Below are 12,661 nucleotides of genomic sequence, written 5' to 3'. Positions count from 1 at the left end.
TTGCTAAATCAAGGCGAATTAATTATTAAATGGCATCGCAAAGTCAAAAACAAAGGTAATGCTGTTATAGCAAGTTAAATGTGGAACAGCTTAACATAACTCAGACGCAAGTTTTGCTGTTCATAGAGACGCGAAACTCCCACGGCAGCAAACCAGTCCGGGCGTTTATACCACAGTGTATGCCGGAGGTCATAGTAAAGATTTAAGTCGGTGGCAACAAAAACCTCCTCTGCTGGATAGTTAGGTGGATAGAATGTTTCGCGCAGAAGTTGGGGTTGAAAAAGGTGAAATTCGTCAGGCAAACCAGAGTCCTCCGGGCATTCACTGGGAAGATCATACATTGTAGGTAGGACTTCTTTGGGGGAGAGAGGCGGGTCTGTTTGGTACATAAGGAGAATCTTGACCGACTAACTTTAAGTTAACGGATCAGGGCAAAGGTTTGGCGAAAGTCAAGTCCACTGAAAGTACTTTCTGTAAATGGTGTTGTTGGTTGATAAAATGAACGAGTTGCAATATCCACTTCACAATGTTCTACAAGCCCGTGCACGTTTAGGCGAAAGCCCTATCTGGGACTCTAACCAAAACCTACTGTACTGGATCGATATTTATAACCATCGGGTGCATCAGTTTCATCCTGCTACGGGGAAAAACTGCTTTTTTGATGTGGGAGATGTTGTAGGTGCGATCGCAACAGCAGGTGCAGGTAGATTAATTATGGCGCTGCGTCATCACCTAGCATTTCTCAACACCCAGACAGGTGAAGTTACCCCCATTTTGGAGATTGAAGGAAATCTGTCAGATAACCGTCTTAATGATGGCAAATGCGACTCTCAAGGACGCTTTTGGTTTGGCTCAATGTGTTCTTTAGAAAAACCCCAGGCTAGCCTCTATCGCTATGACCCTGACAATTCATTGCATATCATAGAAATAGGATTAACTATCTCTAATGGTCTGGGGTGGAGTCCTGACGAAAAGACGTTTTACTTGACAGATTCCCCCCATAAAAAAATATACGCTTACGACTTTAATTCAGTAACAGGAAATATTAGTAATCGCCGTATTTTTGTTGATTTAACTAATGAATCATTCTATCCAGATGGGTTGACAATAGACAGTGAAGGACATATCTGGTCAGCTATGTGGGATGGATGGTGTGTGATTCGTTTCAACGCCAAGGGTGAAGAGATACTGCGGATAAAGCTACCAGTACAATTGCCAACTAGCTGTACTTTTGGGGGCGAGGATTTGCAAACACTTTACATTACCACTGCTTCAGTTGGACTCAGCCAATCAGAGATCGAAAAAAGTTTCTACTCTGGTGATTTGTTTGCTCTCCAAACTGATGTTACTGGATTATCTACTTAGGGACTTCCAAATAAAAAAATATCCCAAAACTGACGCAAAAACCCTCTCTATTTCTCCTCTCTCTGTGTTCTCTGCATCTCTGTGGTTCGTTTATTTGGATAATTTATTTCTTGGAAATCCCTTATAATTTTTAGGAGTTATAGCAATTTTCAGGTAATTAAACCATTGTGCTATTATTTATCCTCTCCACAGTGCCACTTGCTGTTTTAGTTCTCTCATATCTAAATAATCACTAGCAAAAGCTTTTCGTAAAAGTGGATGAGGAATAAATTGATCATACTTTTGAATTTCTGGTGCTTCTGAAGTACTGACTAAATCTTCTGGGCTAATTCTTTGCTCACATAATGAAGCAATTTCACGATAAAGATATTTTAATTTATCCTTGCCTAATTTAATTGTTAAATAATAGGGATTTACTCCGCCAATACTTGTAATTTCCAACGATTCTCGACAGTAGGAGTTGAGTAATCTTTCTAAGGTTCGATAAGCAACCGTACCCATCCAGGGAAAGATGCAGCATTTACCTTTTTCCAATTGCAAGATATTTTGTTTATCTAATCCAACCTGCTGCACCAATTGGCGAACTTTATGTAAACGTTGCAAAGCATTTTTTTGCAAGTAACTATACTCGACATTCTCAAATAAAACTTGCTGCATTCTTTGCAAAACTTTGGTATGGATAGTACCACTACCACCACGCCAATAAATACTAGCTTTACCCTCGGCTTGTTTAACAAAAATAGCCTTCTTTTTAAAGTCAACTTCTACAACTTCCCAAGTTCTTCCAGCTAAAGCAAATTGATTGCCAACAGCAGGCGGTGTGACGATACTGCCAATTTCCGTTGTACCTTGCTTCACAATATATTCTTGTTGTTCAGCAAAGACAGCATAAAACTGAAATTTTCTCACAATCTTTTCTCCTGCCAAACCCAAGATTAGTTTACCTTGCTCAGTATGCTGAATATGACCAATATCAATTAAATAGCGTAGCAATAGTTGAAAATCTTCTTTAGAAATAGCAGCAAAGGGCGGCAGACTAAAAATTTGTTTAGCTAGTGCATTAGGTGAAATTTCCCCCGTTGCTGTTAAAATACTCATTGTTTGGTGATAAAGCAAACTCAAAGGATATTTAATTGGTCTGATTGCTTCAATCCATTTCTCCTCTAAATAAAGTTGAATAATAGCGATAGATTGCAAAAGTTGCCAGGGTATTTGCTCTGGTAGAGAAGCTTCTGGTAATGGTTTATCTTCGGCACAGATAAAGCGCATATCGGCAGCTTCACCTCGTCTGCCACTACGTCCCAATCGCTGTAAAAAGCTAGCTACAGATAAGGGCGATTCTAACTGAATAACTCGCTCTAAATGACCGATATCTATGCCTAATTCTAAAGTCAGAGTGGCGGCGGTAACAGCTGGATTGTTGGGTTCACGCATCGCATTTTCAGCTGCTTGCCGCAAGCTAGCAGATATACTACCATGATGCACATGATATATATCTGGTAGTCCTTGTTCGGTGGCAATTTTTCGTAATGATGCTATTACAGATTCGGTACGCGTCCGATTGTTAGCAAATATCAGGCATTTGCGAGATTTGCTGAGGTTGAAAATGTATTGTTCATCAGCTGTTGCCTCTGATTCATCTACTTCATCAGTAATATAAAAATGTTCTACAGCTAGTTTTATTTGGCGTTTTATCTCGTCAATTTGCGGTGTAATCACTGGCTTCGCTGTTCCAGAACGCAACCACTCTTCAGCTGTTGAGTAATCACCAAGAGTTGCTGATAAACCAATACGGCGTGGTTGTTTTTGGGTCAACTTTGCTAAACGTTGTAATTGGCAAATAATTTGACAACCGCGTTCTGAACCCATAAAGGCGTGAATTTCATCAATGATCACAAATCTTAAATCACCAAATAAGCGAAGTAGGTCGTTATTTTTGTTAATTAATAAACTTTCTAGAGATTCCGGTGTAATTTGGAGAATGCCTTGAGGATTCTTTAAAAGCTTGTTTTTTCGAGTTTGAGAAACATCACCGTGCCAGTGCCAAACTGGAATATCTGCTTCTTTGAGTAAGTCGTTGAGGCGCTCAAATTGATCATTAATTAAAGCTTTGATTGGACTAATATATAATGCCCCGATAGTTGCAGCCGGGTTAGTATGTAATAGAGTCAAAACTGGCAGAAAGGCTGCTTCTGTTTTACCCGCAGCAGTTGCAGCAGTAACTAGCAAGTGAGCATCAGTGTCAAATATAACTTGACAAGCGGCAATTTGAACTGGTCGTAATTCAGTCCACTGGTGATGATAAATATATTCTTGGATGAAGGGTGCAAGTCGGCTAAAGGCATCGCTCATGTTTTTTATGGGTAATTAGTAAGTAACAGATAATGAATTTACTACTAAATTATTACTGATTATTTATTACACTAATAAAGTTGAAATAATATCAAAACCTCACCCCCAACCCCTCTCCTTAGTAAGGAGAGGGGAGAGAAAGCACAGCTTTATCGGGGTGAGGTGAAGCTGTACCTGACTAGATTAGAAAACGCTATAAGCGACGCGAACATTCTGGTATTTTGGAAAATATTGTCGATTTTTCCTCCTATTGACTCAAGGCAGATTAATATTTATAAATCAAACTGAAGTAATCGGGACAAGTATATAATCAGGCAAAACCATGAATAAGTATAAGGAAATTTTACGTGTCGTCCTTGCTATATCCATCATTGTGGTTGGAGTGACACACTTTGTTATTCCAGAACCCTATGTCAAAATTATGCCACCGCAACTTCCCTATCCTTTAGGATTAGTTTATCTCAGTGGTTTTTATGAAATTTTGGGTGGCATCGGCTTATTAGTCCCGCCTGTAAGTCAAGCTGCTGCTTGGGGACTTATTGCTCTTTTTATTGCGGTTTTCCCTGCCAATATCAACATGGCGGTTAATCATATTCAGCTAGAACATATACCAAACTCGCCTTGGGTACACGTAGTTAGACTTCCCTTTCAAGCAGTTTTAATTGCTTGGGCTTGGTGGTACACGAAATCTTCTGATTGGGAAAAACAAGCTTCTATCATTCCCAAGTCACTGATTCCCAAAGGACTAAAATTGAAATGAGTGCGTTTTTTTATATCTGAATCATGCGCGTTGCAACTTTATTTGGGATAACACTCTCGTTAGCAATAAGTATTGCAGGAGTTGCTGTGACGGTTACTCAAGCAGTGCAACTCAGAGATGGTACTGTCTACTTTGTCGAACCGCCGAAACTTGTTAAAGCGACAACTACTTACAAAGATGTAAATGTTTGGGGCGGGACTTATTATTTTACTATTAACGTGCCGGAGAATGCTGGAGAATCCCTTCAGAAGGTAACGATCGCACAAAAGGAGGGAGTAGAAAACATTGACTACAATCTTAATGATACCCGCGCTTTTGTCGGAACGAGCGATGCCTACGGCGGGCTACGCCTACGCAAGGAAACGCAACTTCCACTAGGGTCAGTCACAAACGAGCGCGAGACACGCACGATTTCTGTGAACTTTGACCCGCCTGTAACTCCGGGACAGACAATTACAATCGCCCTCCGCCCTGTGAGTAATCCCAGCTTTTCTGGTGTCTACTTATTAGGTGTCACAGCGTTCCCGGTGGGTGAGAAATCCCACGGCCAATTTCTGGGCTTTGGACGGTTTCAGTTCTACAGCAATAGGGGAAGCTGGTTTCCATAGGGTGCATTACGTCAATATCGAAAAAATAGAATTAGTGCGCGTATAAGGAAAGTGTTTTTTATGAGCATCCCACTTGTAGACCAGCCTACAGAAGAGAAACTGGTAACTCTCAAGGATGTTTCTTGGGAGCAATTCAAAGGGATTGAGGCACAACTTCAAGACAACCGCAATGTCAGACTGTCTTATTTGTCAGGAATCTTAGAAATTATGTCGCCCATTGGAGATAAACATGAAAAAGTGAAAAGTACTGTTGGGTTGCTACTAGAAGCTTACATGAAAAAGTTGGGCATCCGGTTTTATAGACGTGGTGGTTTCACTCTAGAAGAACCTGGGTATGCTTCTGGTACACCAGATGAGTCTTACAGTATTGGGACAGAAAGGGAAGTTCCTGATATTGTTATTGAAATTATCGTCACCAGTGGAAGCATTAACAGGAAGGAGTTATACAAGCCCAAAAAAGTGCCGGAAGTTTGGTTTTGGAAATCTAATCAAATAAAAATATTCCGTTTTGGTGAGAGTGGCGAGGATGAAGAAGTAAACCGGAGTGGGTTTTTTCCAAATTTAGACCCCGCTTTACTGCTGCGTTATATTGCAATGCCTGACCAGTACGATGCTATTATTCAATTTGAGCAAGTGATCCGAAATCAATAAATACTTATCCTCAGATTATTTGCAAATTTAAAATAAACCCTGGTAAAACATCTTCTCCTGATAATTCTTGTGGAGATGCTAATATTTCTATTGGTTTCCCAAGATGATAGATTTCTACCTGACGCATTTTGGGATTAATTAACCAACCTAATTTAACTCAGTTATCGATATATTCCTGCATTTTATCTTGCGTTTCTCTCAAAGTATCGCTTGGTGACATTAACTCTAAAACAAAATCTGGAGCAATTGGAGGGAACTTTTCTTTTTGTTTAGGTGTGAGTGCATCCCATCGCTCTTGTCTAATCCAAGCAACATCAGGAGAACGATTTGCACCATTAGGAAGTTTAAAGCAGGTGTAAGAATCAAAGCAAACTCCTAGTTGAGTTTGACGATTCCAAATTCCAAACTCAACAGAAATTTCAAAATTACGATTTCCAGTTTCTCCGCCTGTCGGTGGCATGATTAGAAGTTCTCCGGCTGCATTGCGTTCAAATTTGATTTCCGGGTTTTCCCTACACAACTGATAAAATTGGTTGTCAGTAAGTTCGATGATCGGGTTTAAGTTAATGGCGATCGCTGTCATAGTAATTATATTGAAATAGTAATTTCTGCCGTGTTGTAGTATTACTGTGGCAGAGGTTTGCCTACTTTTTACAAGGGCTTAAGCCCGTTGTCTAGTTAATTAATTGAGATGGTAGCTGGATTTACGCCATGTTGTACTAGTACAATATTCTTTAATTGAATAGAGATTTAGTTATGGTTCAAGCTACAGAGCATATTTACATAGTTAGGGATGATGCAATTCTGGGTGGTGAACCGATTATTCGTGGAACACGCACACCTGTGAGAGCAATTGTGGAAACTTGGCGCATGGGAGTTGCACCGGAAGAAATTCCCCAAGGCTTACCACATATTACTTTAGCTCAAGTGTTTGATACTTTGAGTTACTATCTTGATCACCAAAATGAAATCAACAGTTATATTGAGCGTAACCGAATTCCAGATGAGCTAATTGACCCGTTGCTTCAAGACCTATGAGCCAAATTTTTATTAGCCTCTATTTGGATGAGGATGTTAACGTAATATTAGCAGATTTGGTTAAGGCTAGAAACTTTGAAGCAACCACTGCACAAAAAGCGGGTCAGTTAGGGAAAACTGATGAAGAACAGCTAGCTTATGCAGTCAGTTGAGGTATGACGTTATTAACTCATAACCACGTAGATTTTGAAATTTTGGCACAAGCTTATTTTGTAGCGAGTCAAGAGCATTCTGGGATTATATTAGCTTTTCGTCGTCCACCCCAGGAAATTCTGCAAAGATTACTAATAATTCTGAATCAAGTCACTGTTGATGAGATGAAAAATCAGCTTCGTTATATCTAAAGAATATAATCTGTTTGCGGTGAGGAAACAAAGGCACGGCTGAGAGCAATCTGAAAGTAACAGTAGAGTGTTCATTCCCTAACAAGGTTGAAAATAAAACAGGAGTCAGAATACAGAATTCAGAATTCAGAATACTCTACCCATAAAGGAATAGAGTTTTAAGCCGAGAATATTTTAATTTTTTTCGCGCCACTTGCGGGCAAGGCTTTAAACCAATATTCATTACCCAGTCGTACAGAATTCAATTCTGAATTCTGACTCCTGAGTTCTGAATTCTTCTTATAAAACTCAGTAGTTTTAGACCAGTAAATTCAGCAATTATGAATCAGAATATTGGAAGTGCCAGAATTTCTATTATTATTCCAACTCTTAATGAAGCGGGGAATATCAAAGAAGCAATCGCAACTACTCAACCCAGTATAAATATAGAAGTAATTATCGTAGATGCTGGGTCAAAAGATGGCACATTAGAAATTGCTCAGTCATTAGATATTAAAGTTATCTCATCGTCTCCCGGTCGGGCTGTTCAAATGAATGCTGGTGCTGTAGCTGCTAGCGGTGATATTCTATTATTTCTCCATGCAGATAGCCGTTTACCGACTGGGTTTGATGAGATGATTCGCACGGTGCTACAACAGCCGGGGATTGTGGCTGGTGCGTTTAACTTGCGGATTGATGCATCACTTTTAAGTTTACGATGGGTGGAGTGGGGAGTAAATGCGCGATCGCATTTTTGCCAAATGCCCTATGGCGACCAAGCAATTTTTTTAACAAAGGCAGTATTTCAGCAAATCGGCGGTTTTCCTGAATTGCCTATCATGGAAGACTTTGAACTCATACGTCGTTTAAAACGCATCGGACACATTGTAATTATTTCCACACCAGTTGTTACCTCAGCCCGTAGATGGTTACAAAAAGGAGTATTCAAAACTACGCTACTTAATCAAATAGTCATTATTGCTTATTTACTCGGTATTTCACCTAAGCGAATTTGTCGCTGGTATCGCCGAGAAAAATTTAAGAGGGTTTAAGCTATTTCTGATATCGGACTGACAAATAAAAAAATACTCAGCTACTTCTTGTGGGGTGGGCATCTTGACTGCGCCCCTAGCTAAAGGCTCTCGTGTCGCCCACCCCACAAGATTGGATAATTTATTTGTTGTCAGTCCCTATAGGTACTATATCTTAGAGATATTAAATTTAAGGTGTAAATATCAACATCGAGCCTCAGAAGGTCAACATCGAGCCTCGGAAGGTCAACATCGAGCCTCGGAAGGTCAACATCGAGCCTCGGAAGGTCAACATTGAGCCTCGGAAGGTCAACATTGAGCCTCGGAAGGTCAACATTGAGCCTCGGAAGGTCAACATTGAGCCTCGGAAGGTCAACATCGAGCCTCAGAATGTCAACGTCGAGCCTCAGAATGTCAACGTCGAGCCTCAGAATGTCAACATTGAGCCTCAGAAGGTCAACATTGAGCCTCAGAAGGTCAACATTGAGCCTCAGAAGGTCAACATTGAGCCTCAGAAGGTCAAAAATTTATCCCGTGCAAGTTATGAACAAACAATTTATAGCAAATCCATTTAATTTTAGAGACTTACGGAAGTTTTTTAGATTAATTTTATTAATATTACTAGTAAGTAGCTTTGCTTTTTTGTTAAATACTGACTTTGCCTTAGCACAAGAATCTGCAAATTCAAATTCTTTCAATCCCCAAGCAATTTTACGGAATGCGTTGCAGTGGATTGATAGCCTTGGTACAGTAGGAGCGATCGCTTTTATTGCCCTTTACATTATCGCTACCGTCGCTTTTTTCCCAGGTTCTATTCTCACCTTGGGGGCTGGTGTAATTTTTGGTGCAGTTTGGGGTTCTCTCTACGTGTTCATTGGTGCAACCCTTGGCGCTACTGCTGCTTTCCTTGTGGGACGTTATTTAGTAAGGGGCTGGGTTGCTGGTAAAATCGCAAATAATAAAAAATTTGCCGCCATTGACCAAGCGGTTGGTAGAGAAGGATTAAAAATTGTCCTGTTAACGCGATTGTCCCCCATCTTTCCTTTTAATTTGCTCAACTATGCTTTTGGAATTACGGGAGTTTCACTTAAAGATTACTTCATCGGCTCTGTAGGTATGATTCCCGGAACTGTGATGTACGTTTATATTGGTTCCCTTGCAGGTAATCTGGCCATGATTGGTACTGAGGCTCAACCTACCAACCCGACTTTGCAATGGGCAATTCGGATTTTGGGTTTGATTGCTACAGTCGCTGTGACGATTTATATTACCCGTATTGCCCGGCAAGCTTTAGAAGATGAGGTTTTATAGCTTCTATCCTTTGAACTCTGTCACGAATTGAGGTTTGCAGATAAAATCCCAGGGCAAACGCATCTAAATTAACGTGAGTGTGGAATCCGAGGATTCGCTATGGACAACAGAAAACTTGGCAACATAGAGAAAGCTATGGAAACCTTAAATCGTGATGGTGGAGGTTTCTCAGTTGTAACAGTTGGTCGCATCAAAGGCCCCTTAAATGCAGAAATGGTCAGACAGGCTCTAGACCTTGTACAGTGTCGTCACCCTCTGCTTAATTCTTGTATTGTTGGTTCCTTGGATAATCTCCGCTTTCAAACTGGAGAGATGCCTTTGATTCCTTTGCGTATTGTAGATAAGTTACACAATGAACAGTGGACTGATGTCGTTTTGGAAGAGCTCAATGAAAAAATTGACAGTAGCAAAGGTTTGCTCAGAGCTGTACTCGTTCTGCCAATGAATGAATCATGTGTAAATTATCTAATCCTAACAGTACATCACGCTATATCAGATGCGTTGTCATGCATTCAACTGTACTCAGAAATATTGACATATTGCCAGAGCTTTGGTTCTAATTACCCAATAACTCAAGTTATTAGCTTGCCCACACTTCCACCCGTCGAAGAGCTATTGCCTAAATCGGCAAAGGGGTTGAGGAAAAAGACACTGTATCCCCAACCAGAACCTTTAGCTGTTGAAACCTTGGGTTTTGAGAAGTGTGTTTCGATGGAGTTACGCCGTTGTGGTCTTATCCACAGCCAGCTAGACGCCAAGTTAACTCAGCAGCTTATAAATACTTGCAGGCAAGAGAAGACAACACTACAAGGTGCTTTTTGTGCAGCGATGCTATTTGCAGTGATGAGAAAAATCAGCCCAGGTCAAACTAATGATGCGCGCATGAGCTGCCGAACACCTGTTAATTTACGTCAACGTCTAAAACCAGTAGAGTTTCGGAGATATTTTGCGTAAGTCCTATATTTGTCAATTCTCAAACCGATAAAACAGTGCAAAGATGTAATTCTTATTAAACAATCATTCAAAATAAAGGACACCAGTCTCCAAATTTATGTTGACTTTAGTATTTTCAATTCTTAAAAGAGGTTTCGCCAATGACTAATTCAGATTTAGAGAGAGTTACAGTTCGCCCAATGGATGAGTATAACCAAAAGTTGGTGTCTTACGTCCATCCACCAAATTGGGTTAATCCTCAACCCGCCGATATTTACGACTTGGTAGTAATTGGGGCTGGTACGGCGGGATTAGTGGTGGCGGCGGGTGCGGCGGGTCTGGATTTGGGTTTGAAAGTGGCGTTAATTGAAAAGCATCTCATGGGTGGAGATTGCTTAAATGTTGGTTGCGTACCATCTAAAACTATTATTCGGTCTGCCCGCGTCGTTGGCGAAATTTGGGATGCTCAAGACTTAGGAGTTAATATTCCCCAACATCATAATATTGATGTTGATTTTCCCAAAGTCATGGCCAGGATGCGGCGGGTAAGGGCTGATATCAGCCATAACGACTCGGCTGAACGCTTCTCATCGTTAGGTGTCGATGTCTTTTTGGGTAGCGGTCGATTTGCGAGTAAAAATACTGTGGAAGTTGGCGACAAAACTCTCCGGTTTAAAAAAGCTGTAATTGCTACTGGTGCTAGAGCTGCACAACCCCCGATTCCGGGAATTGAAAAGGCGGGTTATCTAACTAATGAGACGGTTTTTTCGCTGATTCAACGACCGGAACATTTAGCGGTGATTGGTGGCGGCCCCATTGGTTGCGAATTGGCGCAAGCTTTCGGGCGCTTGGGTTGTGAGGTGGTACTTTTCCATAGCGGTTCTCATCTTCTGAATAAAGAAGACGCCCAGGCGGCTGAAATTCTCCAAAAGGTTTTGATTAGCGAAGGAATTCGCGTGGTGTTGAATTCTAAATTAGAAGAAGTGGTAACTGTCACCGAGGGAAAACGGCTTTACTTTTCCTCCAATGGTCATCGAGATTCGGTGACAGTAGATGAAATTTTAGTCGGTGCGGGGCGATCGCCGAATGTGGAAGGTTTAAATTTAGAAGCGGTGGGTGTAGAATACGACAAGCGCCAAGGTGTAAAGGTAAATGATTATCTCCAGACAAGCAATCCCAAAATTTATGCAGCTGGCGATATCTGTATGAATTGGAAGTTTACCCATGCTGCTGATGCCGCAGCGCGGATTGTAATTAAAAATACGCTGTTTGCTCCCTTTGGCTTAGGACGCTCCAAACTCAGTAGTCTGGTGATGCCCTGGGTAACTTATACTGACCCAGAAATTGCCCATGTCGGGTTGTATGAACAGGAGGCACAGAAATTGGGTATTGAGGTGACGACAATCAAGATACCTTTTAATAGTGTAGACCGAGCGATCGCTGATGGTGAAGAGTCAGGATTTCTCAAAATCCACCATAAAAAAGGGTCTGATGAAATTATCGGTGCAACTATTGTTGCCAGTCACGCGGGTGAGATGATATCAGTTGTGACTACGGCAATGGTGAATCAGATCGGTTTGAGTAAGTTAAGCAGTGTAATTCATCCTTATCCCACTCAAGCTGAAGCGATTAAAAAAGCAGCTGATGCTTATCGTCGTACACTCCTGACATCAAATACCAAAAAATTGTTGGGATTTCTAACAAAGTTATCTTGAAGAAGAATGCAGAATTCAGAATTCTGAATTCTGCAATCTTGACGCGACGCTCGAATACTCGCTACAACTGCGCTATCAGTGGCGGGTCTGAATCCCCCACTAATAGCGCAGCCGCTCATAGAGAAGAGGCTCCGCTATCCCCTAGTCGTACAGAATACAATACAGTTCAGTTAAGCATTTCTTCCTTCTCTTTCTTCTCTTCCTTTGCGTCCAACTCTTGGAGACGCACTCGCGTTCGCGTCCTTCTCCCAAGGGGAGACGCACTCGCGTTCGCGGTACCCTGCGGGAAGCCGCTTCGCGTCTACGTTAAAAAAATTGACTTTGACAAAGAGTTAAGCCTTAACCCAAGCGTATTGGTACAGAATATCCAACTGAATTCTGACTCCTGAATTCTGTTCCTAAACAGGTCGAAAGCGATCGATCTCGCCTGCGCTCAAGTTTGCGTAGTACAGATTACCATCCTGTCCAGTAGTTATTTGCTAGCGTGGCAAAACTTACTAGAGAAGAGTGAAAATCCTGTAATCTTGACCTTGTAGCGAAATAATGGTGCAAAAACTTGGCAAGAAAAAGTCTA

The 12,661-nt window shown here is 41.2% G+C and carries 13 protein-coding genes and 2 pseudogenes; 12 read left to right on the top strand and 3 right to left on the bottom strand.

Annotation, left to right across the window (positions count from 1 at the left end):
* Positions 1 to 92 precede the first annotated feature (92 nt).
* Positions 93 to 389, bottom strand: a pseudogene (locus tag V7L05_RS07845) (hypothetical protein); the annotation flags it as partial.
* Between the two features lie 109 nt (positions 390 to 498).
* On the opposite strand from V7L05_RS07845, the gene V7L05_RS07840 reads away from it, so the two are divergent.
* Positions 499 to 1,365 (top strand): SMP-30/gluconolactonase/LRE family protein, encoded by an 867-nt coding sequence (locus V7L05_RS07840; protein WP_335163399.1) that lies wholly within the window; start codon positions 499 to 501, stop codon positions 1,363 to 1,365.
* Between the two features lie 177 nt (positions 1,366 to 1,542).
* On the opposite strand, the gene V7L05_RS07835 is transcribed toward V7L05_RS07840, so the two are convergent.
* Complete coding sequence (locus tag V7L05_RS07835) at positions 1,543 to 3,717, bottom strand: DEAD/DEAH box helicase (RefSeq protein WP_335163397.1); 2,175 nt, start codon at positions 3,715 to 3,717, stop codon at positions 1,543 to 1,545.
* 322 nt (positions 3,718 to 4,039) lie between these two features.
* Here V7L05_RS07835 and V7L05_RS07830 point away from each other — a divergent pair, with 322 nt between their 5' ends.
* From V7L05_RS07830 to V7L05_RS07820, 3 genes are read left to right on the top strand one after another with little or no spacing between them, the layout of a single operon-like run.
* Positions 4,040 to 4,477, top strand: coding sequence for a DoxX family protein (locus V7L05_RS07830; protein WP_292765289.1), 438 nt, complete (start codon positions 4,040 to 4,042; stop codon positions 4,475 to 4,477).
* A gap of 23 nt (positions 4,478 to 4,500) precedes the next feature.
* Entirely contained in the window at positions 4,501 to 5,085 is a 585-nt protein-coding gene (locus tag V7L05_RS07825; RefSeq protein ID WP_335163394.1) for a DUF2808 domain-containing protein, read from the top strand.
* A gap of 60 nt (positions 5,086 to 5,145) precedes the next feature.
* On the top strand, positions 5,146 to 5,736 hold the full coding sequence (locus tag V7L05_RS07820; protein WP_335163392.1) for a Uma2 family endonuclease: 591 nt from the start codon (positions 5,146 to 5,148) through the stop codon (positions 5,734 to 5,736).
* Between the two features lie 10 nt (positions 5,737 to 5,746).
* Here V7L05_RS07820 and V7L05_RS07815 read toward each other — a convergent pair.
* A pseudogene (locus V7L05_RS07815) lies at positions 5,747 to 6,319 on the bottom strand (Uma2 family endonuclease).
* Positions 6,320 to 6,492: 173 nt separating this feature from the next.
* Here V7L05_RS07815 and V7L05_RS07810 point away from each other — a divergent pair.
* From V7L05_RS07810 to V7L05_RS07775, 8 genes are all read left to right on the top strand, one after another.
* Positions 6,493 to 6,774: a DUF433 domain-containing protein gene (locus V7L05_RS07810; protein ID WP_335163390.1), complete on the top strand. Its 282-nt coding sequence runs from the start codon at positions 6,493 to 6,495 to the stop codon at positions 6,772 to 6,774.
* Positions 6,771 to 6,926, top strand: a complete 156-nt coding sequence (locus V7L05_RS07805; RefSeq protein WP_335163388.1) for a hypothetical protein — start codon at positions 6,771 to 6,773, stop codon at positions 6,924 to 6,926. Before V7L05_RS07810 ends, V7L05_RS07805 begins: the two co-directional genes overlap by 4 nt.
* A 3-nt stretch (positions 6,927 to 6,929) precedes the next feature.
* On the top strand, positions 6,930 to 7,118 hold the full coding sequence (locus tag V7L05_RS07800; protein WP_335163386.1) for a hypothetical protein: 189 nt from the start codon (positions 6,930 to 6,932) through the stop codon (positions 7,116 to 7,118).
* Positions 7,119 to 7,438: 320 nt separating this feature from the next.
* Complete coding sequence (locus V7L05_RS07795; RefSeq protein WP_335163384.1) at positions 7,439 to 8,149, top strand: TIGR04283 family arsenosugar biosynthesis glycosyltransferase; 711 nt, start codon at positions 7,439 to 7,441, stop codon at positions 8,147 to 8,149.
* Positions 8,150 to 8,213: 64 nt separating this feature from the next.
* Entirely contained in the window at positions 8,214 to 8,426 is a 213-nt protein-coding gene (locus V7L05_RS07790) for a hypothetical protein (protein WP_335163382.1), read from the top strand.
* A 245-nt stretch (positions 8,427 to 8,671) separates the two neighbouring features.
* On the top strand, positions 8,672 to 9,439 hold the full coding sequence (locus V7L05_RS07785) for a TVP38/TMEM64 family protein (RefSeq protein ID WP_335163380.1): 768 nt from the start codon (positions 8,672 to 8,674) through the stop codon (positions 9,437 to 9,439).
* 99 nt (positions 9,440 to 9,538) lie between these two features.
* Positions 9,539 to 10,393, top strand: coding sequence for a phthiocerol/phthiodiolone dimycocerosyl transferase family protein (locus tag V7L05_RS07780; RefSeq protein WP_335163378.1), 855 nt, complete (start codon positions 9,539 to 9,541; stop codon positions 10,391 to 10,393).
* Between the two features lie 140 nt (positions 10,394 to 10,533).
* Positions 10,534 to 12,087 carry a mercuric reductase gene (locus tag V7L05_RS07775; RefSeq protein ID WP_335163375.1) on the top strand — a complete coding sequence of 518 codons (1,554 nt, stop codon included), beginning with the start codon at positions 10,534 to 10,536 and terminating at the stop codon, positions 12,085 to 12,087.
* Positions 12,088 to 12,661 lie beyond the last annotated feature (574 nt).

The sequence above is a fragment of the Nostoc sp. genome, assembly GCF_036917755.1.
Taxonomy (GTDB): Bacteria; Cyanobacteriota; Cyanobacteriia; order Cyanobacteriales; family Nostocaceae; genus Nostoc.
This window is presented reverse-complemented; position numbering and strand designations above follow the sequence as displayed.